This window comes from Enterococcus sp. 125944 (assembly GCF_051909435.1).
In the GTDB taxonomy this organism is placed as follows: Bacteria; Bacillota; Bacilli; order Lactobacillales; family Enterococcaceae; genus Enterococcus_D; species Enterococcus_D gallinarum.
The window spans coordinates 214680-235172 of the sequence record NZ_JBQASY010000002.1; the positions used below are offsets into that span (position 1 = coordinate 214680).

Consider the following 20493-nt stretch of genomic DNA (forward strand, 5'->3'; position numbering starts at 1 on the left):
GAGGTGAGATGTTGTGCCGGAATTACCAGAAGTGGAAACAGTTCGCAGAGGACTAGAGAAACTGATTTTAAATAAAACGATCAAAGAAATGGAGATTCGTTGGCCCCGGATCATTGAATCTCCAGAAGTACCGATTTTTGCAGCGATGCTAAAAGGACAACAATTTCAAGCTTTTGATCGTCGAGGCAAATTCTTGATTTTCAAATTGACCGATTATGATCTGATTTCCCATTTACGCATGGAAGGCAAGTATGAATTTTTTGAAAAAGAAGGGGTGCCGGACAAACACACGCATGTGATTTTTCAATTCACTGATGGCAGTGAATTGCATTATCGGGACGTGCGAAAATTTGGACGTATGACTTTAGTTGAAAAAGACCAGAGCAGTACGTATAAAGGAATCATGCAGTTGGGGCCGGAACCATTGCCGGAACTGTTTCTGTTGACAGACTTTACTCGTGACCTAAAGAAATCAAAAAAAGCCATCAAGCCGCTGCTTTTAGATCAAAAGCTTGTGACAGGTTTAGGCAATATCTATGTGGATGAGGCTTTATGGGAAGCAAAGATTCATCCCGAGCAATCGGCAGCGACACTGAATGAAGCCGAAATTAACTTGTTGCATCGGGCGATCATTGATGTCTTAGCCCGAGCAGTGGAGGCAGGAGGCACAACGATTCGGACCTATTTGAATGCGTTAGGCGAAGCGGGGCATTTCCAAGTCTCTCTACACGTTTATGGTCAAACCGGCAATCCTTGTGTCCGCTGTGGTACCCCGATCGTAAAAACAAAAGTTGCACAACGAGGGACCCACTATTGTCCATTCTGCCAGCAATTACACGCGGGGACAGAAAGATGAGCTTGGTTGTAGGTGTAACGGGCGGGATTGCTACTGGCAAGAGTACCGTTGTCAAGTGCTTTGAAGAAGCTGGTATCCCAATCATCGATGCTGATATCGTTGCTCGCGAAGTGGTGGAGCCAGGGATGCCAGGGCTTGAAAAAATCGAAACTGTTTTTGGGCCAGAGGTCATCAATCCCGATGGGACACTAGCTCGGAAAAAATTAGGAAAAATCATTTTTGCGGATGACAATAAACGGGAATTGCTGAACCGCACATTAGGACCCTTTATCCGTAAAGAAATCCTACGACAGATTGAAGTCATGAAAGCAAAAGCTGATCTTGTGATCGTAGATATTCCTTTGTTATACGAAACTGGTTATGAATCCCTGCTAGATCAAGTAGCGGTGGTCTATCTTCCGGAATCGATCCAGTTGCAGCGACTGATGAAGCGAGACCATTTAACCAGCATCGAAGCCCAACAACGTATCAATAGTCAAATGCCAATAGAAGAGAAGCGCAAACGGGCAGATATCCTCTTTGACAATCAAGGAACCATTGAAGAAGTTAAGACGCAAGTACAAGAATGGCTTGCTAAAAGAAAGAATTAAGACAGAGACACCGGCACAAAGGAGCCCCCTTTATTTCTGAAAAGCTAACAGTTGACGCATTACTTTGTCGTTTGCTGGAAACTGAAGTTAGAAAGGATATCTGGAAAGAGGCTTTGGTTGTCGCTGTCTCTTTTTTTGTTTCATTTTTTGTTTAGTGAGTTGCTTTTTGGTAAAACTGCCAGACGATCGGAAGTGACTTCATGAAAAAAAACAGGTTTCCCATAAAAAGCAGATAACGTTTTTTCGTTAAAAATTTGCTGGCGCTTGCCAGAAGCGTGGATTTTACCATTTTTCAGCATCATGATATGGTCAAAAATCGGTAAAATCTCTTCTGTATGGTGGGTCACATAAATCAACGTAGGTGATTCCTTGTGCGCCATCTCGCCAATTCGACTTAGCAATTCTTCTCGAGCAAAAAGATCCAATCCATTACAAGGTTCATCTAAAATCAACAATTCGGGATTTGCCATCAAAGCGCGGCTGATTAAGACTAATTGACGTTCCCCTTGAGATAACTGATGAAATGGCTGGCCAATCAGTTGACTGCCGCCAGTTGAACAAAGAATGGCAATAGCTTGGTTCAAGTCTTTCATTTGGTAGTCTTCATAAATACCGATACTAGCATATTTTCCCGATAGAACGACCATTTCTGAGAGCTCCTGAGCAGGAATCTTCTCTTGCAAGGTCGCACTTATCCAACCAATTCTGCGTTGAAGGTCTGGCACAGATGTTTTTCCGTAGACTTGACCTAGGACTTGCCGTTTGCCAGAAGTCGGCCAGATCATCCCAATGATCAGTTGTAATAAAAGTGTTTTGCCAGCACCATTTAATCCTAAAAGTGCCCAATGCTGATTTTTAGCAATTTGCCAGTTGATGTCTTGCAACAAAACAGTTTGCTTGCGAACCAACTGGATGTCTTCAAAATTTAAGATGTCCATAAACTGCTCCTTGTCAAAGAATATTCTGAAAATTTGATTCAGTATACCATATCTTTAAATGAAGCGCATACGTATCTTTTGTCAATCGAAGAAATTCTTGCTATGCTAATAAAAAAGGAGGAATCATCATGGGATCATTGAAAGACGAAAAAGATGTAATTGTTGGTTCTGCAAAAGAAAAAATTGGTGAATGGATCAATAATGAAAAAATGGAACAAGAAGGAAAAGAACAGGCAAATGAAGCAAAAGCCAAAAAAGATCACCGTCAACAACAGGTAGACGAAATTGAGGATCGGCATGATGAATTAGATGCTCAACCAGGTGATAAAACATCAGAAACACTTGGTCGGGACCGATTGCTAAACGAAAATGAAGACACAGATGCTGCAAAGATCTCTTCAACCGAACGACGGGATGCTGATCATTTGAAACATTATACAGGAATCGAAGAAAAACTCTAGACAGGATCTGGAGTTTTTTTTATGATAAACCATATTCGTCAATCAATATAAATAGATAAAAAAGAAGGAAATCCTGTTTTAAAAGGTAACAATAATTCCACTTTGACAAGAAAAGAATGCTGTCTGCGGACAATGATTGACAACCCCTGAAGGAAAAACTATAATAGCCAATGACTTTCCACAAAAAAAGGGAAGTCCAGGAGGTGGTCAACAAATGCTGAATTCTGCATTGTCCTTGACTGTGGTCAGAGGAATTTATCAGTAATATCTTTTGTTTTTTCATTAAAGAGAGGATCGATATCTATTATGACCACCATTGAACCCTATCAATTTCATTTCATCAAACATCAAGTCCAACAATTAGTTCGGACTTATCAGTCTGTTAATGATCGCCATACGATTCGCACAGTTGAAATGTTAACTAAAGAAGCCATTCAACCATTTTTTTCTGAGGAGGACAAAGAAGCACAGTCTCTGATTCGTCAATTTTTTGATTCATCTTTGACGATGTCAAAGAGCTTGACCATTCTTGAAGCACTAAAAAAGAATGTCCGACCTTTTCAAGTGCCTTCAGTCAAACAAACAGAGAAACTGTTTCGTAAAGTAAAAAAATTAAAAGTACCTGATTTTTCCCAAACAGACCTTCGTGATTATACGTATTTGGCTTGGGATGACATCGGCAGTCAAAGTAAATTTATGATCGTAAATACTCAAAAAGGCTACCAAGGAATCTATGGTCATTTATCTACAGAAGTAAAAAAAGGAATCTGTCCTTTATGTCAGCATGAGTCTACTGTCTCCATGTTTTTATCGTTGACAAAAAGTGGTGGCGATGGAACATACACCAAACGAGGAAATTACATTTGTCGCGACAGTGAGCAATGCAACCAACAAATGGAACAACGGGAAACTCTGGATGAGTTTGTGTCACTGTTACAAATGAGATAAGGAGGAGAACGACAGAATTGATTCTGTCGTTATTCTTTTGTGGCTAAAAAAACACCCGTCACATTATTTAAAATTTGTAATATTTCTTTCGCTTGAAAGACTTTACCTATTAGATAAAAGAATTTCATGTTATAATTAAGCATATAAATCATCGCTGTCTCGCCATCATTCGAGACACGGAAGAGAGAACGGGGTGGAACTATGCAATGTCCAAAATGTCATCATAACAATTCTCGAGTGATTGATAGCCGCCAAGCCGACGATGGTCGCGTGATTCGCCGCCGCCGCGAATGTGAAAACTGTGGTTATCGATTTACCACATTTGAACGAATTGAAGAAGCACCATTATTAGTTATTAAGAAAAATGGCGCTCGTGAAGAATTTAATCGTGAAAAGATATTAAGAGGGTTGATACGCTCTGCTGAAAAAAGACCCGTTACAATGGAACAAATGGAAAAAATTGTTGATCATGTGGAGAATCGTGTGCGAGCACTAGGTGAAAATGAAGTTTCGACAACGATGATTGGCGAATATGTCATGGAAGATCTAGTCGACTTAGATGAGATTGCTTACATTCGGTTTGCTAGTGTCTACCGCCAATTCAAAGATATGTCAGTCTTCTTAAAAGAATTGCAGGACATCGTTGAAAAGGCAAAAGAACCAAGTGATCCGCAAGAAACAGCAGAGAATCAAGAAGAATAGGAGGTCCCTGAATGGTGGGCAACATATTACCAAATCAATTGTATCGTGTCTTCAAAAGTCGTCCACTAACAACTGAAGGGAAGGATGCGCTGATTCATCTTTATCAGCCAATCATCGAAAGTGATGCCTTAGCACTCTATCTGACACTGACTGCGGATCAGCAGGATCCGCAAGAAAGTGAGTTTATTCATCTAGATATTTTGAATGCGATGAATGTAGGGTTACAGCGTTTTATTCAAGCACGAAATAAGTTAGAAGGAATCGGCTTACTCAAAACGTTTGAAAAAGAAGATGACGAGTTAGGAATCACATTTTTGTATCACCTGCAAGAGCCAGTTCATGCGAGCGATTTCTTTCAAGATGAACTCTATAGTTTCTTATTGCTTAACCATGTTGGCGAGCGAAAGTTTCGACAACTTGTTTCATTGTTCCAACCAGCAAAATGGCAAGCAGAAGGCTATCAAGAAGTTACGGCTTCTTTTATGGATGCTTATCGCTTGGATACACAACAATTTGCAGCCAATGAAGAGGAATTACAGGAAGTCAATGGCAAATTCCAAGACACTCAAAGCAGACTGGTGTTAGATGAACAACAACTAGATTGGGATTTTCTTCTTTATGAAGCACAACGCCGCTACATCCGTGCAGACAATTTCGATAAAGATTTTCGGCAAAAACTACTCCTATACCATTCATTATACGGCTATGATGTGATGGAGCTGTTGGATCTGATGACAGATTCGGTTTCTTTAACTACTGGAAAAATCGATCAGAAGGCATTAGAACAATTGATTTTACAAAAAGCACGGACGCGTTTTACCAAAACTGTAAATAAAGTGGATCCCACTTCAGATGAAGAGATCCGACGATTTAATACATTAAAACAAAATGGGTATAGTGATAACGATCTAGCATTGATCCGCGAAAGTGAGAATAATGCGCCGATGGCATTCTTGAAAGCAATCAAAGCTGAAAAAAAGAGCTTTGTCACAGACTCCGAACAATGGCTGCTAAAAAGCTTAGTGGAACGCTCGCCATTATCCAATAGTGTGATCAATGTTCTTATTCATTATGTGTTAGTGGTACAGAACAATGCGGCTTTGCCAGCAAGTTATGTCAATAACATTGCGGCACAATGGTCTGAATTGCAAGTAAAAACCGCGGAAGAAGCGATCAAGCATGTACGGGACTTAGTTAAAGAAGCAAAAGAAAAACGCACACGGCCGCAAAGCCCGTCTAAAAAGATCATTCGTGAAGAAAAACTGCCAAGCTGGGCCGAAAAACCAGTTGAAGAAACGACATTATCCCCAGAACGTCAGGCAGAGATTGACAAAAAACTGCAAGCCTACTTGCAAAAGAAAGCAGGTGACAATTAATGGAAGATGTTGGGAAGAATCTATCAAAAATTTTAGACAAACGAAACTATCGCGATCGTTTCTCAGAAATGATGGGGGACGTATTGAAAGATCCGGATGTCAAAGAATTCATTTCAGAACATCGGGAGGAACTGACAGATGCAGATATCCAAAAAAGTTATGCGAAACTCTATGAATTTGTTCAAGAAAAACGAAAGTTTCGTTTGAATGACCCTACGATGATTGCACCTGGATATGAGCCACGACTAGCGTTGAACTTTCATTTTATCGATGTCACTTATGTGCCCACGCAAGAGCTTTTAGCGCATCAACGACAAGAAGAGATCCGTAGTCGCATCAAAGCAATGGATATGCCGAAAGATATTCAAGAGGCCAATTTTGCTCAGTATGAAAGTACTCCCGGCCGGGGCGAAGCTTTGATGGCTGCAGTCGAGTTTATTGAAAACCTAAAAAACGATCCAAGGGCTTTTCACAAAGGATTATATCTGGTGGGTAGTTTTGGGATCGGCAAAACTTATTTACTAGGGGCAATTGCCCGGGACCTTGCGGAAGCAGGTTATACGACGACCCTTGTTCACTTCCCGACATTTGCTGTCGAAATGAAACAAGCAATCGGCAAAGACTTGGTTGGCGACAAACTCAATGCAGTTAAAAAAGCCCCCATCCTAATGATGGATGATATTGGTGCAGATGCCATGAGCAGCTGGATCCGTGATGAAGTCTTTGGTGTCATTCTGCAATATCGGATGCAAGAACAACTGCCAACGTTCTTTTCCTCCAACTTTTCCATGCAAGAGTTAGAGAAGCATCTATCCGTTACTCAACGTGGAGAATCAGAGCCATTGAAAGCCAAGCGGATCATGGAACGAATTCGTTACTTGACAAAAGAGATCCAAATGACTGGCAAAAATCGCCGGAATTCGGAAATATAGAAGAGAGGAGAACTTCTTATGAAGAAATTGACGATTTTAGGTTTGGCTTTGACAACCTTATTATTAGCTTCCTGCGGTTCGCCGTCAGATAATGATTCGATGAGTGAAACAACTAAAAACGATGAAAGCACGACAAATAGCACTGTCGAAAGCGAGGCAACGACTATTTTTACAGGAGTTCTTCAAGAAAATGCAACAGCTGGCGACAACGAAACGATACAGATTTTTCTAAATGATATCGAAGCAGTCGACGATCAAGAAACGATTGTTCCTAACTTTCAAACAGACGGCGTGATCCTACACGCACCGCAAGAATCATTTGAAGGTCAAGTTTCTGAGTTGACCAAAGGAACAACGGTCCAAGTCACATTGTCAGGCTTGCCAGTAATGACTATGTCAATCCCACCTCAAGTTCCAGGAAATTCAATCAAAACAGTTGAAATCGTGCAATAACCCCACGCGTTGTCCCAACGGACAACGCGTTTTGCTGCGAATCACTGCGATTGGCTTGCGAAGCAAGACAGAGCAGATGATGAGCAGTACTAGGTGACCGAAGGGAGAGTAGTAACCTTCGTATGAATCACTGCGATTGGCTTGCGAAGCAAGACAGAGCAGATGATGAGCAGTACTAGACGACCGAAGGGAGAGTAGTAACCTTCGTATGAATCACTGCGATTGGCTTGCGAAGCAAGACAGAGCAGATGATGAGCAGTACTAGACGACCGAAGAGAGAGTAGTAACCATCGTATGAATCACTGCGATTGATACTCAACTGGGTGACGGGAGCGCAGTAACCTTCATATGGATCACAACGATTGGTTTGAAAAGCAAGATATGCAAGTTTTCTTTACGAAAAGTGCAAAAGCAACTCTAGGCGAAGTAAAGCCGTAAATAAAAGGAGTAAAAACTCTCCCTTTAAAATGCAATAAAGAATGATATACTATTTCTGAAGGAGTGACGTTATGAACGAACAATCATTATCCCTGCGATTGACTCGTGTTGGCGAACAGATTCCGGATCAAGCCCGCTTGGCAGATATTGGATCAGATCATGCCTATTTACCCGTGGCATTGATGCTACAAAATAAAATTCAGTATGCAGTAGCAGGTGAAGTTGTAAAAGGACCATTCGAATCTGCTTCACGGCAAGTCGAAAAAAATGGCTTGAGCGACAAAATCACTGTTCGCTTAGCAGATGGGTTAGCTGCAATCCAACCTGATGATCAGATTGATACGGTGGTTATTGCTGGTATGGGTGGCACTTTGATTCGAACAATTTTAGAAAATGGAAAATCTCAGCAGAAAATTACTGGGAAGGAGCGCCTTGTCTTGCAACCCAATGTGGGGGAGCGGACTTTGCGAGAATGGCTTCAGGAGAATAATTACATGATTTTACACGAAGAACTGATTGAAGAAAACCATAAAAACTACGAAATCATCGTAGCTGAAGAAGGCAGTAAAATCTATACACCACAAGAATTATTTTTTGGCCCGTGTTTATTGAAAGAAAAAAATCTCGTTTTTTATAAAAAATGGGCCCATGAATTGCAGCAGCGAGAAATCGTTTTGCAAGAACTAGAGAAAGCGGCAATTCCTCCTCAAGATAAAATAAGTGAGTTAAACGAACAGATTGATTGGATCAAGGAGGTGCTGGAATAATGTTAGCTAGAACGTTTATTGAACGTTTCGAAAGATATTGTCCGCAATGGTTAGCAGAAGATGGTGATCCAGTGGGATTGCATATCGGAACGTTGGACAACGAGATCCAACGGGTAATGATGACATTAGATGTTCGTCCAGAAGTCGTTGCAGAAGCAATTGAAAAACAAGTAGACTTCATTGTTGCCAAACATCCACCGATTTTTCGTTCCATACGTCGTTTGAGAGCCGATGATCCGCAACAAAAAATGTATATGGATCTGATCAAACATAATATTTCGGTCTATGCTGCGCATACGAATATGGATATTATTCATGATGGGCTGAATGACTGGTTTTGTGAAATGCTTGGAATAGAAGAAACCACGTATCTCGTTCCCACCCATACAATCAAAATGAAAAAATTGGCTGTTTTTGTTCCAATTGAGCAAGGCGCATCAATGAGGAAAGCTTTAGGAAAAGCTGGAGCTGGACAGCAAGGCAATTATCAAAACACCAGCTATTCACTGATTGGTACCGGCCGTTTTACTCCTCAAGAGGATGCGCATCCTGCGATTGGTGAAATTGGGGAAGAAGAGTCGGTACAAGAAGCAAAAATCGAAGTGATTTTCCCAGAAACCATCACCGAAAAGGTGTTGCAAGCGATGGTTGAGGCGCATCCCTATGAAGAACCCGCCTATGACCTTTATTCCTTGGATAACTTGTCTCAGCATTATGGGATCGGGCGAGTAGGTCAATTAAAAGCACCTGTTTTGTTGGAAGATTTCATCGATGAAATCAAAAGTGTTTTTCAGTTAGAGGGGTTGCGTTTGATCGAACCAAAAGCAAAGCGGCAAAACGTTCAACGGATTGCTATATGCGGCGGCAGTGGCGAACAGTTTTATCAAGAAGCCGTGAAGGCCAAAGCAGATGTGTATATTACTGGAGACATCAGTTATCACACCGCTCATGATATACAAGCAAACAGCTTGACGGCAATCGATCCAGGTCATAACATTGAACGGGAATGTATCCCTCGTTTTATCAAAAAATTCAATGAATGGAAAGCGGAAGAAGGTTGGCAGGTAGACTTTATTCCTTCAGAGACTTCCACAAATCCATTCCAATATAAATAGGAGTGATCAATTATGTACGAAAATTTATTACCGCGTTTTTTAAGATATGTAAAGACGGAAACTCGTTCTGATGCGACAAGCCAAACAACACCCTCCACACAAACGCAAGTGGCGTTTGCCAAGACATTGCAAAAAGAAATGGAAGAATTAGGACTTCATGATGTCCATTATAATGAGGAAAATGGTTTTGTGATTGGTACGTTACCAAGTAATGTTTCCGAACCAGTTCGTTCCATTGGATTTATCGCACATATGGATACGGCGGATTTTAACGCGGTGAATGTGGATCCCCAAATTATTGAAAACTATGACGGTGAGTCAACGATCAAATTGGATAAAGAGGGCAAATTTACACTGAATATCAAAGACTTTCCTAATTTGAAAAATTATCGTGGAGAAACATTGATTACGACAGATGGCAGCACGCTTTTAGGAGCCGATGACAAAGCAGGTATCGCAGAGATTTTGACGGCGATGGAAATTTTGCTTAACCATCCTGAAATCAAACACGGAGAAATCAAAATCGCCTTTGGACCAGATGAAGAAATTGGGGTGGGGGCTGATAAATTTGATGTGGCTGATTTCAATGTTGATTTTGCTTATACCATGGATGGCGGTCCAGTGGGTGAGTTGCAATATGAAACTTTCAATGCTGCACAAGCTGAACTGACGATCCAAGGGAAAAATGTGCACCCAGGAACCGCAAAAGATACGATGATCAATGCTTTGCAATTGGCGATTGATTTTCATAATCAATTGCCAAAAGATCAAGTGCCGGAAAAAACAGATGGTGCTGAAGGGTTTTTCCATCTGATGGCGTTGAATGGAACCGTCGAAGAAGCAAAAATGGCGTATATCATTCGTGATCATGATCGTGAAACGTTTGAAAATCGTAAAAAACAATTGCTTACAATCCAAGAAAAAATGAATGCTCAATTTGACGAAGCAAGAATCCAAATGGATTTATATGATCAATATTACAACATGAAAGAAATCATTGAAAAAGACATGAGTATTATTGAGTTAGCTAAGTCTGCAATGGAAGATCTGGGTATCGAGCCAGTGATCGAACCAGTTCGAGGCGGAACAGATGGATCGAAGATCTCTTATTTAGGGATTCCGACACCAAATATTTTTGCCGGTGGTGAAAATATGCATGGACGCTATGAATTTGTTTCCTTGGAATCAATGAAAAAAGCAACTGATGTAATCGTGAAGATTGCCGAAAAAAACGCACAGTAGAACTTTATTTTGTTTCGTTTTCAAGTGGAAAAATATCGCTTGATAATGAAAAATGAGTTGAATAATGGGCTGAGACTTGATGCAGAAGTCTGCACCATTCGCAGCCCTATTTTATTTAGGAAGTGAAAAATATGAAGATCATGGTTTTATATAATGATACGGCTGGTAAAAGCGATGCCAAGGATACTGCAGAGTCTTTTAAGAACTATCTAGAAGAACATGATCCTAAAAGTGAAGCAGTCTTGCAACCTTCCAATCCTGATATTGAGCCGGAAACAATCCAAAAAAATGCGAAAGAACACCAAATCGATACGATTGCAATCATTGGTGGAGACGGTACAATCCATCATGCGCTGCAAACATTTGTGGATCAGTTAGATAAGCTGACAGTGGCAATTATTCCAGGCGGAACGGTCAATAACTTTGCCCGTATGTTAGGGATTCCTCTCAAACCTGAAGAAGCATTTGAAACGATATTGAATGGGACTGATCGACAAATTGATTATGGATTGGTCAATGACTCCATGATGATCTCGACGATGACCATCGGATTGCTGGCCGATACGGCAGCGGCTACTTCGCAAGAAGAAAAACAACAGTTCGGACCACTCGCTTTTACCAAGCGGTTTTTCCATTATTTATTCAAAAAGAAACAATACAAATTAGAAATTATTGCAGACGGAAAACGCTGGCGTGGCAAGAGTCAATTGTTAACAGTAGTCATGTCCAATTCAGCTGGCGGATTTACCAATTTCGATGAGTTGGCACGACCAGATGACGGGCTGTTTCACATGATTTTATTGCCAAAACTCAATCTATTGGAATTCATTATTTATTTGCCCCGGATCATACGTGGTCGTATTGCGAAAGTGCCAGGTGTCGAGTACTTTACTGCAAATGAAATTGAGATTCGTGCTCAGGAAAAAACTGTTTATACACGAACTGATGGCGATCCGACAGATAATTTGCCTGTTAAAATGAAGGTGATGAAACAGGCCCTTCGTGTCCGTGTTCAAGAAGAAGACTTGGATGCTAAATAATATCAACCAGGGGAGAAATGATGACAGAATTTATACAAAATCCATTGTGGTTTTATTTACTTATAGCGAATCTTTATCTTTTTGGCTTGATGGGGTATGATAAATACCAAGCCGTAAGAAAAAAATGGCGTGTCCCTGAATGGAATCTGTTGTTTATGGGATTGATTGGCGGCGGAATCGGTGGATTGATCGCGCAACGCGTTTTTCACCATAAAACACGCAAACGTAAATTTTATATTTTTTTTGCTTTCGGTGTGATTGTAGATCTTCTATTGTTTATTAAGTTTGCCTAAGGAGTTAAAAATGAAAGCAAAAGTGAAATTTGCCTTAAACCTGCTATTAATGGTCGTGATCTTAGGTGCGATGTACTATTTTATTCGCAGCTCTATGACTGATATTTTGGCGGAATTAAGACAAACCAGTCTGTCGATCGTTACAGCAGTGATGGCGTTAGGAACAATTTACTTATTTATTGAAGGACGTTCCGTCAAAGAGATCGCTGTAGGATTTCAACCGGAGTTTACAACGAAAGACGGCTTATTTACCGTTTGTTACTCTGGATTCTATCGAATTATTACTTTTGGTGCTGGGACGTTGATATCAGAAGTCAATTTTTATCGTAAAAATGGATTGAAATTGTCACAAGGTGTGGGTGTGACTACGTTGCATATGGTCATGTATAAATTGGCGGTCTTGACTTATGCTATCGCAGGGCTAGTGATTCAATTTTCTTTATTCTTTGAGAAAGCCCCAAATATGATTTGGGTGATATTAGCTGGTATGGTCGTTACTTTTCTGATTATTGCCTTTTTACTTGCACTTTCTGTAAGTGTCAACGTTCAAGTCGCTTTTGTGGTAATCAGCGACAAACTTTTCAAAAGTAAGAGCATGCGCAAAATCATCGATACTTGCAATACGCAGATTTACTCGTTACGGGAGACAGTCTATTCGATTCTCCGTGATCGTACGGCTTTTTTACGGATCTATTTCTGGAATGTCGTTAAATTGGCTGCTTGGTATGTGATTCCTTATGTAGTATTGGCACCTAAACATCCAGAAATCGACTTCTTACTGACGCTTTCTTTTGTCAGTTTTGCAGTGATCCTATCGGGTGTTATTCCTACGCCGGCTGGAATCGGTTCGTTTGAATTTGTTTATATGTTACTTTTTGGACCAATGGTAGGAACTGTTGATGCAGCGTCATCGATGTTGCTTTATCGATTTGCTACTTTTATTTGGCCATTCGTGATCGGTTTCGTCTATGTCATTTTGGAAAAACGCAAAACCATGAGTGCTGAGTTGGAAGAGTTGAAGAACGAAAAAGCGTGAGCAAAGGAATGAAACTTTTTCTTTCTCCTATTAAATCTAAATCAAAAAAATCTCGAAGGCATGCCTCAAAAACTTCAGCTAGTTCGCTGAAATTTCGGCACTTCTTCGAGATTTTTTAGTGTCGTACTTATTCACTTAATTCAATAATTCGATCTGCAAAGTCTTCGTAGAAATCGGCTTCGTGGGAAACCACTAAGACAGTTCCTTGAAAATCAGCCAGTGCTGCATTCAGATTATCTTTGGTTGCTTGGTCAATATGATTAGTAGGCTCATCCAATAGAAGAAAATTGCTTTTGATCATCATCATTTCAGCAAGTTTGACTTTTGTTTGTTCGCCACCACTCAATGATTTTAGCGCTTCTTGTGCCAGCTGACTCGGCAATCCTGCACGGGATAATTGGCGGCGTAGTTCTTTGATTGTAGCTTTAGGAAATTTATCGCTCATATAGTGCAAAGGATTTTGTAATGGTTGTTCCCAAGTTAAGTCTTGCGAGAAATAATTGAATTTTGTGTGTTGGGGAAATGAAACCGATCCATTGATAGCCGGTATCTGACCTAAGAGTGTCTTGATCAACGTTGATTTCCCAATTCCATTAAACCCGCGAATAGCGATTTTTTCACCGTAGCGTATCGTCAAATCGATCGGTGACAAAAGCGGTTTGTCATAGCCAATTTCTAAGTGTGTTGTTTCCAACGCCAATGTTGTGACGATAGGGGCATAAGGAAAAGCAATATGCGGTGTCGGGGCATCTGTTGGTGGCGTTAATCGTTCGATTTTCGCTAATTGTTTTTCTCGGCTTTTAGCCATCGTAGAACGAGAACCCGCTTTATATTTTCGAATATAGGCTTCCGTTTTCTTGATATGTGCCTGTTGGGCTTCATATTGTTTCAAATAACTTTCATTTTGCAACGCTTTGAGCTTCAGTGATTTTTCGAGATTGCCGGTATATTTCGTTAATTTGCCAAATTCGATATCGATGATATGCGTCGTGATCTGGTTGAGAAACTGTTGGTCATGAGAAACCACCAAATAGGTGCCATTGAAATCCTGGAGAAATTGAACCAGCCACTTGATGTGCTCATCATCTAAGTGATTGGTTGGTTCATCCAAGATCAGCATATCGGGTTTTTCCAATAACATTTTTGCTAAGATTAATTTTGATCGCTGCCCACCACTTAAATTGACCAGTGGGGTCTCCATACCAAGAATGGCAATGCCCAGACCTTCCGCTAAGTCAGCAATCAGTGTGTCCATTTGATAGAAGGAACCTTGATCCAATTGATTTTGTAATTCACCGGCTTTTTCAAGTAACTCATCATCCAATGTTTCAGCATATTCACCATATAGTGAAGCAATTTTTGCCTCTTTTTCAAAATCAGCAGCAAAGGCTGAGCGTAAGAAATCGCGAATGGTTTGGGTTTCGTCCACATTGACATATTGATCCAAATAGCCCATTTTCAGATTTTTTGGGAAAGTGACCTGGCCTTCATCAGGAAGAATCTCCCCGGTAATGATTTTGATCAAGGTACTTTTTCCGGCACCGTTTCGTCCAATCAGTCCGACTTTCTCGCCACGATTGATTTGAACGCTGACTTCTTCATACAAGATTTTGTCGCCGAATTGTTGCGATAGATTTGATAGTGTTAACATGATTTTCCTCCATATAAAAAAGCCATAGACAGTCATTGTCTACAGCTTACAATCTTTTTAGTATCCATCAAAAACCAGGGCATGAGAAAGAAACCTCACTCCGAGTCTTTGATGAAGCAGATGCGCTAGGCGCTTGTAGGCTCTTAACAATGCTTCATCGTGTTCTTGTTAAGAGCAGATTTTCTGATAAATTTAAAGATAAATTTAAAATAGTAGCGTGACATCTGCTTTTCCTCCGTAGAAATTGTTCATTAAGCATAACATCTTAGCTTTCCCCGTGTCAACTTTTGCTGATAGTTTGCTAAAAAAGAAAATCAAAAAGTGCTTGCATATCTTTTGACCATTACTGACCAAAGTGGTATACTACAATGTAGGAGAAATCCTAGAAATGACGGGGAGGTAGAACAATGAACCCAGAAAAAATGACAACAACTTTACAAAGTGCCATTGCAGAAGCACAACAAGTAGCGGTAACACGCCATCATCAGGAGATCGATATCGCTCATTTATGGAAAATTTTATTGCAAGCCAATCAATTTGGCCGCAATTTTTATACGGACGCTGGTCTTGATGTCGATGCTTTCGAGAAGGAAGTTGACCGACTATTGGATGAAATCCCATCTGTTGAAGGTGGCAATGTTCAATACGGACAAAGCATGAGTCAAAACTTATTTCGTTTGCTTTCTGAAGCAGACCAACTAAAAAAAGAGTTCAATGATGAGTATTTATCGACTGAAGTCGTTTTACTCGCATTAATGAAACTAAAAAACCATCCATTGACCAATTACTTAAAAGGTCAAGGAATCAATGAAAAAGAATTAAAAGCAACCATTGAATCTTTGAGAGGAGGAGAACGTGTGACATCTCAAAACCAAGAAGAACAATACAAAGCCTTAGAAAAATATGGTGTGGACCTCGTTCAACAAGTCCGCAGTGGAAAAATGGATCCGATCATTGGCCGGGATGAAGAGATCCGCGATGTGATTCGTATTCTTTCAAGAAAAACCAAAAATAATCCTGTTTTGATTGGAGAGCCTGGTGTCGGTAAAACAGCGATCGTTGAAGGACTGGCGCAACGAATCGTTAGAAAAGATGTACCGGAAAACTTAAAAGACAAAACGATTTTCTCTTTAGACATGGGCGCATTGATCGCTGGAGCAAAATTCCGTGGTGAATTTGAAGAACGGTTGAAGGCGGTCTTGAAAGAAGTCAAGAAATCTGAAGGACGGATCATCTTATTTATTGATGAGATCCACAATATCGTGGGTGCCGGCAAAACGGAAGGCAGCATGGATGCTGGTAATTTACTAAAACCAATGCTGGCTCGTGGCGAACTTCATACGATCGGTGCAACAACATTGGACGAATACCGTCAATATATGGAAAAAGATAAAGCTTTGGAACGTCGTTTCCAAAAAGTTTTAGTCAAGGAACCAACGGTTGAAGATACTATCTCGATCTTGCGGGGACTAAAAGAACGCTTTGAGATCCATCACGGGGTCAACATTCATGACAATGCCCTAGTTGCTGCAGCGACATTGTCTGATCGATATATTACCGATCGCTTTTTGCCGGATAAGGCAATCGATCTGATTGATGAAGCGAGTGCAACGATCCGCGTAGAAATGAATTCAATGCCAACTGAACTCGATCAAGTCACTCGACGTTTAATGCAGCTGGAAATTGAAGAAGCCGCATTGAAAAAAGAAACGGATGATGCTTCTAAAAAACGGTTGGCAAACCTGCAAGAAGAATTAGCTGATTTGCGGGAAGAAGCCAATACCATGAAGATGCAATGGGAAACTGAGAAAGATGAAGTCAATGCGGTTTCCAATAAACGGGCAGAAATCGACAAAGCCAAACATGAATTAGAAGATGCTGAAAATAATTATGATTTAGAGCGCGCTGCTGTTTTACGCCATGGAACGATTCCGCAATTAGAAAAAGAACTTGCCGAATTGGAAGCAAAAAACCAAGCGGAAGGCGTTCGAATGGTGCAAGAATCTGTGACTGAAAACGAAATTGCACTAGTTGTTGGTCGCCTAACAGGCATTCCGGTTGCGAAATTGGTAGAAGGCGAACGGGAAAAACTACTGAAATTGAATGAAACACTCCATCAACGCGTGATTGGCCAAGACGAGGCAGTCGATGCAGTAAGTGATGCGGTGATCCGTTCCCGTGCAGGTCTCCAAGATCCGAATCGACCATTAGGTTCTTTCCTATTCTTAGGGCCAACAGGAGTCGGTAAGACCGAGTTAGCCAAAGCGTTAGCCGTCAATCTGTTTGATTCAGAAGATCATATGGTGCGGATTGACATGAGTGAGTACATGGAGAAACATTCTGTGTCACGTTTAGTCGGAGCACCTCCAGGTTATGTTGGTTTTGAAGAAGGTGGCCAACTGACAGAAGCTGTTCGCCGTAACCCTTATACGATCGTCTTATTGGATGAGATCGAAAAAGCCCATCCAGATGTTTTCAATATTTTATTGCAAGTATTGGATGACGGCCGATTGACGGATTCAAAAGGTCGAGTAGTAGATTTCAAGAACACGGTCTTGATCATGACGAGCAATATTGGCTCGCAAATACTATTAGATGGTGTGACTGAGGAAGGAACGATTCCAGAATCGGTTGCTGAAAATGTTCGTTCGCTATTACGCGGTCATTTTAAACCAGAGTTCTTGAACCGTATCGATGATACAATTTTATTCACGCCACTAAGCCTAGCCAATGTTACAGGTATCGTGGATAAAATTATTGCTCAATTGTCTCAACGATTGGAAAATCAAGACATTCAGTTATCCATTACAGAAGAAGCCAAAAAATGGATCGCAGAGCATTCGTACGAACCCGCTTATGGCGCAAGACCATTGCGGCGTTTCATTACACGGGAGGTAGAAACACCTCTGGCTAAAGAAATCGTTGCAGGACGTGTTCTGCCGAAAACAAAAGTGACGATAGAAGTGTTGAATGACCAGCTTGTTTTTGAAAATACACCGATAAGTGAATAAGATATTTCTTAGTCATCTAACTTAAACGAGAAAAATAACCCTTGAATTACCTGAATGATAGACGGAATGATACTGTGGGAAAGACCTGAATAAAGTCTTCTGCCTATTCCGTTATTTTTCAGGTTTTTTCTTTTGAATAAAAAAATCATCATGTTATTATGCTACGTCAATGTGGTTTAAGAACTTCCTTTTTATTAAACAAAGATTGGTAAATTTCTCGTAAAAAAAACCTTTCGTAAAAAGATTTTACTTGCCGAAAAGGCAAATTAAACGTAAGATTGAGAAGTAAACGCAAAACGCAGGTCTATTTTCTAATGAAGGATCTACTGAGAAAATAGTTGAAGGAGCAAATAAAATAAGATGCAGAAATTTTTAAAAGAGAATTGGTTTATTCTCGCTTTTATTGTGGTGATTATTGTTGTTCGATTGTTTATTTTAACGCCTGTCAAAGTCAGCGGGCATTCAATGGATCCGACTTTGGCTGATGGACAACGCTTGATTGCTTCCAAGATTTCAAGTTATCAGCGGCAAGACGTGATTATTTGCGTAGAACCGGATGATACCAGTAAAATTGCGGTGAAACGCCTAATTGGTTTGCCTGGAGATAAAATCGAGATGAAAAATGACGTCCTGACAATCAATGGCAAAGAGTATCACGAAGAGTACTTAGAAGATTTTAAGAAGCAATTTGCGGATGATCAGTTGCAAAAGGAATATAGCTACCGGGAATTATTCCAGCAAATCGCGGCCAGTGCAACCCAATTCACTGAAGATTTCTCTATTACCGTCCCTAAGGGAAAATATTTTGTTATGGGAGACAATCGTCTGATTTCAAGAGATAGCCGTTCTTTCGGTGTGGTGGATGCCGATCAAATGCAGGGAAAAGTTATCTTGCGTTACTGGCCATTAAGTGAAATTTCATTATTTTAAAAGCACAGTAAAAAAGCATTCTTGCACAGGAGCGAGTCTTCACTCGAAACATGCAAGAATGCTTTTTTAAACGACCCAAGCTACTAGCGCAATCACGGAAAAGAACATTGTCCAAACGGCAATCGCCGCAGAAGCAATGAAAATGATTTTAATAGGTAGGGGTTGGACGAATTTTCGTGCATCTTTAGAAAAGGCATAGGTAATAGATGAAAAGATCATGCAGCACAAAAGAAAAAATACCGTCAAAATCATGGCGATCTCCTTACTGACTTCCAGGTCGACTTATTGTTAAATATTATAACAGACCTTTTGAGAATCGTGAAATCAAATACACTACATTTCAGGCAATTCTTTTTGCAATTATTGGTATAAAGAGGACTCGTCCAATAACATAAATTATTAAATAACGTTTATTCCTTTAATAATAAAAGCGGATACAATGGATTTGGGAGATTTTTGCTAAAAAAAGATCATTGTCAAAATTAGTTTTTGCGAAATCATTCGGATAAAAAAACTGTCTGAACTAATAAAACTAGTTCAGACAGTTGATAAAAATCACTGTTCACTTTTTTTGATACGATAGCTTTCAAAATAATCAGGCTTGCCTCGCCCTTGGAAGTAAGCAATCAATCCCATCAATACAGCTCCGATCGTGTTGGTCAAAAGATCACCCATCGTATCCATCAATGCCTCGCGGCCAATGAATGGGGTGCCTTCTAGCGTCGCATAGCGCTGCAGATTCATTCCACCAAGCGAATCGCAGATAAACTCCCAGAACTCCCAAAAAACACCACACAGGCCTGCAAAAGCAAATCCCATCAGAAGAAAAAGCCATGGAGAAACTTTTCGTACTGGAACATCTTTTAGGAACATACAGATCAACCCATAACCAACTGCTGTCAGAACCATCGGACTAACTGTGTGCAGTACTTTATCCCAGAAGGAAATAATTTCAATCAGATGCAAAATCGTTCCCATAAAGACCGAGATCAACAGAAAGAACCAATAAAAGTAAATAGTCGCATTGGGAAGTTGAATACGGAACAGCTTTTTACTGAATTCAGGTACATAGATCAACAAAATACCTAGTAATGCTTGAACAAGAAAAATCAGTGCTTGCTGTTTAGGATAGACACCTTGAAAGAATTCCCAAACAGAAAATGCGAAAACAAGGAAGCCAAATAGTGTAAATAGTTTTAATAAACGTTTATAATTATCACCCATTTATTGTTCCTCCCCGAGATAGGCAGCCAAGCCTTCTAGTAAAGCAGTTTCTGAAGAATAGATCTCTCCATTCAGTTTGATCAAACCGACTGTATAGAGATTCAAATAATGAAATTGATTTTCGGCTACAGTTTTCAGTGCAGTAATCTTTTGCTGATTATCTGCTCCTTGTTGGCGACTGTCTGTATATAGCCCTAAGACAGGGATTTCTTTGGCAAAAGCCACGCCGATTTCTGAAGCTACGCCTGGATCGATCGTTAGACCATCTAATAATGCAATCATTAGGTCACTTTCCAATACTTTTTCTGTATCAGCTTGAGCTATCATTTTACTATCAGCATAAGCAGACTTATCATTAATGGATGCATTTTCTTGTGGCAAATAGATATCTGCTTGTGGATAGGTGCTTCGGATTTGATTGACTAGATCGGCATTATAAAGCAGATCACTTTTAGCAAAGAGGGGGGCTGCAAAGTAAATATTCATTTTC

General features: G+C 40.3%; 21 protein-coding genes. 16 read left to right on the forward strand and 5 right to left on the reverse strand.

Annotated features, from left to right (window positions below; all coding sequences use genetic code 11):
• Nucleotides 1–13 precede the first annotated feature (13 nt).
• The gene (gene mutM / locus ACTFWY_RS03575; RefSeq protein ID WP_003126490.1) at nucleotides 14–856 is read left to right on the forward strand and encodes a DNA-formamidopyrimidine glycosylase; all 843 of its coding nucleotides are present in this window, start codon (nucleotides 14–16) and stop codon (nucleotides 854–856) included.
• Nucleotides 853–1446, forward strand: coding sequence for a dephospho-CoA kinase (gene coaE, locus ACTFWY_RS03580; RefSeq protein WP_156247466.1), 594 nt, complete (start codon nucleotides 853–855; stop codon nucleotides 1444–1446). Before mutM ends, coaE begins: the two co-directional genes overlap by 4 nt.
• A gap of 140 nt (nucleotides 1447–1586) precedes the next feature.
• Here coaE and ACTFWY_RS03585 read toward each other — a convergent pair whose 3' ends face one another.
• Nucleotides 1587–2384: an ABC transporter ATP-binding protein gene (locus tag ACTFWY_RS03585; protein WP_003126492.1), complete on the reverse strand. Its 798-nt coding sequence runs from the start codon at nucleotides 2382–2384 to the stop codon at nucleotides 1587–1589.
• A 128-nt stretch (nucleotides 2385–2512) separates the two neighbouring features.
• Between ACTFWY_RS03585 and ACTFWY_RS03590 the strand changes: the two genes are divergently transcribed.
• The 12 genes from ACTFWY_RS03590 (at nucleotide 2513) to ACTFWY_RS03645 (ending at nucleotide 13187) form a co-directional block, all read left to right on the forward strand.
• Nucleotides 2513–2845, forward strand: coding sequence for a CsbD family protein (locus ACTFWY_RS03590; protein WP_135172123.1), 333 nt, complete (start codon nucleotides 2513–2515; stop codon nucleotides 2843–2845).
• A 306-nt stretch (nucleotides 2846–3151) separates the two neighbouring features.
• A complete protein-coding gene (locus tag ACTFWY_RS03595; RefSeq protein WP_138371989.1) occupies nucleotides 3152–3793 on the forward strand; it encodes a FusB/FusC family EF-G-binding protein in 642 nt (213 codons plus the stop codon).
• A 201-nt stretch (nucleotides 3794–3994) separates the two neighbouring features.
• Nucleotides 3995–4495 (forward strand): transcriptional regulator NrdR, encoded by a 501-nt coding sequence (gene nrdR / locus ACTFWY_RS03600; RefSeq protein WP_103299819.1) that lies wholly within the window; start codon nucleotides 3995–3997, stop codon nucleotides 4493–4495.
• A gap of 14 nt (nucleotides 4496–4509) precedes the next feature.
• Nucleotides 4510–5871, forward strand: coding sequence for a replication initiation and membrane attachment family protein (locus ACTFWY_RS03605; RefSeq protein ID WP_167757160.1), 1362 nt, complete (start codon nucleotides 4510–4512; stop codon nucleotides 5869–5871).
• Entirely contained in the window at nucleotides 5871–6803 is a 933-nt protein-coding gene (dnaI, locus tag ACTFWY_RS03610; protein WP_003126498.1) for a primosomal protein DnaI, read from the forward strand. The genes ACTFWY_RS03605 and dnaI overlap by 1 nt, the downstream gene beginning before the upstream one ends.
• Before the next feature lie 18 nt (nucleotides 6804–6821).
• Nucleotides 6822–7256 carry a hypothetical protein gene (locus ACTFWY_RS03615; RefSeq protein ID WP_003126500.1) on the forward strand — a complete coding sequence of 145 codons (435 nt, stop codon included), beginning with the start codon at nucleotides 6822–6824 and terminating at the stop codon, nucleotides 7254–7256.
• Nucleotides 7257–7765: 509 nt separating this feature from the next.
• Nucleotides 7766–8461 (forward strand): tRNA (adenine(22)-N(1))-methyltransferase, encoded by a 696-nt coding sequence (locus ACTFWY_RS03620; protein ID WP_103300798.1) that lies wholly within the window; start codon nucleotides 7766–7768, stop codon nucleotides 8459–8461.
• Nucleotides 8461–9576: a Nif3-like dinuclear metal center hexameric protein gene (locus ACTFWY_RS03625; RefSeq protein WP_103300799.1), complete on the forward strand. Its 1116-nt coding sequence runs from the start codon at nucleotides 8461–8463 to the stop codon at nucleotides 9574–9576. Before ACTFWY_RS03620 ends, ACTFWY_RS03625 begins: the two co-directional genes overlap by 1 nt.
• A 12-nt stretch (nucleotides 9577–9588) precedes the next feature.
• Complete coding sequence (gene pepT / locus ACTFWY_RS03630; protein ID WP_113849645.1) at nucleotides 9589–10818, forward strand: peptidase T; 1230 nt, start codon at nucleotides 9589–9591, stop codon at nucleotides 10816–10818.
• 131 nt (nucleotides 10819–10949) lie between these two features.
• Nucleotides 10950–11858, forward strand: a complete 909-nt coding sequence (locus tag ACTFWY_RS03635) for a diacylglycerol/lipid kinase family protein (RefSeq protein WP_103300801.1) — start codon at nucleotides 10950–10952, stop codon at nucleotides 11856–11858.
• A gap of 20 nt (nucleotides 11859–11878) precedes the next feature.
• On the forward strand, nucleotides 11879–12151 hold the full coding sequence (locus ACTFWY_RS03640; RefSeq protein WP_005471409.1) for a DUF1294 domain-containing protein: 273 nt from the start codon (nucleotides 11879–11881) through the stop codon (nucleotides 12149–12151).
• Nucleotides 12152–12161: 10 nt separating this feature from the next.
• Nucleotides 12162–13187, forward strand: a complete 1026-nt coding sequence (locus tag ACTFWY_RS03645) for a lysylphosphatidylglycerol synthase transmembrane domain-containing protein (protein ID WP_005471411.1) — start codon at nucleotides 12162–12164, stop codon at nucleotides 13185–13187.
• 127 nt (nucleotides 13188–13314) lie between these two features.
• On the opposite strand, the gene ACTFWY_RS03650 is transcribed toward ACTFWY_RS03645, so the two are convergent.
• A complete protein-coding gene (locus tag ACTFWY_RS03650; protein ID WP_005471413.1) occupies nucleotides 13315–14838 on the reverse strand; it encodes an ABC-F family ATP-binding cassette domain-containing protein in 1524 nt (507 codons plus the stop codon).
• A gap of 407 nt (nucleotides 14839–15245) precedes the next feature.
• Between ACTFWY_RS03650 and clpB the strand changes: the two genes are divergently transcribed.
• Both clpB and lepB read left to right on the forward strand, forming a co-directional pair.
• Nucleotides 15246–17849, forward strand: coding sequence for an ATP-dependent chaperone ClpB (clpB, locus tag ACTFWY_RS03655; protein WP_311828173.1), 2604 nt, complete (start codon nucleotides 15246–15248; stop codon nucleotides 17847–17849).
• Between the two features lie 360 nt (nucleotides 17850–18209).
• Nucleotides 18210–18779 carry a signal peptidase I gene (lepB, locus tag ACTFWY_RS03660; protein WP_103300804.1) on the forward strand — a complete coding sequence of 190 codons (570 nt, stop codon included), beginning with the start codon at nucleotides 18210–18212 and terminating at the stop codon, nucleotides 18777–18779.
• A gap of 66 nt (nucleotides 18780–18845) precedes the next feature.
• Here lepB and ACTFWY_RS03665 read toward each other — a convergent pair whose 3' ends face one another.
• The 3 genes from ACTFWY_RS03665 to ACTFWY_RS03675 all read right to left on the reverse strand — a co-directional run bounded on the left by ACTFWY_RS03665 (nucleotide 18846) and on the right by ACTFWY_RS03675 (nucleotide 20489).
• Nucleotides 18846–19031: a hypothetical protein gene (locus tag ACTFWY_RS03665; protein ID WP_003126511.1), complete on the reverse strand. Its 186-nt coding sequence runs from the start codon at nucleotides 19029–19031 to the stop codon at nucleotides 18846–18848.
• Nucleotides 19032–19334: 303 nt separating this feature from the next.
• Nucleotides 19335–20003: a hypothetical protein gene (locus tag ACTFWY_RS03670; RefSeq protein ID WP_311828175.1), complete on the reverse strand. Its 669-nt coding sequence runs from the start codon at nucleotides 20001–20003 to the stop codon at nucleotides 19335–19337.
• Nucleotides 20004–20489 carry a nucleoside 2-deoxyribosyltransferase gene (locus tag ACTFWY_RS03675; protein WP_113849648.1) on the reverse strand — a complete coding sequence of 162 codons (486 nt, stop codon included), beginning with the start codon at nucleotides 20487–20489 and terminating at the stop codon, nucleotides 20004–20006.
• Nucleotides 20490–20493 lie beyond the last annotated feature (4 nt).

Excerpts from the sequence above, each read along its gene's own strand:
- coaE (WP_156247466.1), top strand. The coding sequence starts at position 853 with ATGAGCTTGGTTGTAGGTGTAACGGGCGGGATTGCTACTGGCAAGAGT.
- ACTFWY_RS03585 (WP_003126492.1), bottom strand. The coding sequence starts at position 2,384 with ATGGACATCTTAAATTTTGAAGACATCCAGTTGGTTCGCAAGCAAACT.
- ACTFWY_RS03590 (WP_135172123.1), top strand. The coding sequence starts at position 2,513 with ATGGGATCATTGAAAGACGAAAAAGATGTAATTGTTGGTTCTGCAAAA.
- ACTFWY_RS03595 (WP_138371989.1), top strand. The coding sequence starts at position 3,152 with ATGACCACCATTGAACCCTATCAATTTCATTTCATCAAACATCAAGTC.
- nrdR (WP_103299819.1), top strand. The coding sequence starts at position 3,995 with ATGCAATGTCCAAAATGTCATCATAACAATTCTCGAGTGATTGATAGC.
- dnaI (WP_003126498.1), top strand. The coding sequence starts at position 5,871 with ATGGAAGATGTTGGGAAGAATCTATCAAAAATTTTAGACAAACGAAAC.
- ACTFWY_RS03615 (WP_003126500.1), top strand. The coding sequence starts at position 6,822 with ATGAAGAAATTGACGATTTTAGGTTTGGCTTTGACAACCTTATTATTA.
- ACTFWY_RS03620 (WP_103300798.1), top strand. The coding sequence starts at position 7,766 with ATGAACGAACAATCATTATCCCTGCGATTGACTCGTGTTGGCGAACAG.
- ACTFWY_RS03625 (WP_103300799.1), top strand. The coding sequence starts at position 8,461 with ATGTTAGCTAGAACGTTTATTGAACGTTTCGAAAGATATTGTCCGCAA.
- pepT (WP_113849645.1), top strand. The coding sequence starts at position 9,589 with ATGTACGAAAATTTATTACCGCGTTTTTTAAGATATGTAAAGACGGAA.
- ACTFWY_RS03635 (WP_103300801.1), top strand. The coding sequence starts at position 10,950 with ATGAAGATCATGGTTTTATATAATGATACGGCTGGTAAAAGCGATGCC.
- ACTFWY_RS03640 (WP_005471409.1), top strand. The coding sequence starts at position 11,879 with ATGACAGAATTTATACAAAATCCATTGTGGTTTTATTTACTTATAGCG.
- ACTFWY_RS03645 (WP_005471411.1), top strand. The coding sequence starts at position 12,162 with ATGAAAGCAAAAGTGAAATTTGCCTTAAACCTGCTATTAATGGTCGTG.
- ACTFWY_RS03650 (WP_005471413.1), bottom strand. The coding sequence starts at position 14,838 with ATGTTAACACTATCAAATCTATCGCAACAATTCGGCGACAAAATCTTG.
- clpB (WP_311828173.1), top strand. The coding sequence starts at position 15,246 with ATGAACCCAGAAAAAATGACAACAACTTTACAAAGTGCCATTGCAGAA.
- lepB (WP_103300804.1), top strand. The coding sequence starts at position 18,210 with ATGCAGAAATTTTTAAAAGAGAATTGGTTTATTCTCGCTTTTATTGTG.
- ACTFWY_RS03665 (WP_003126511.1), bottom strand. The coding sequence starts at position 19,031 with ATGATTTTGACGGTATTTTTTCTTTTGTGCTGCATGATCTTTTCATCT.
- ACTFWY_RS03670 (WP_311828175.1), bottom strand. The coding sequence starts at position 20,003 with ATGGGTGATAATTATAAACGTTTATTAAAACTATTTACACTATTTGGC.
- ACTFWY_RS03675 (WP_113849648.1), bottom strand. The coding sequence starts at position 20,489 with ATGAATATTTACTTTGCAGCCCCCCTCTTTGCTAAAAGTGATCTGCTT.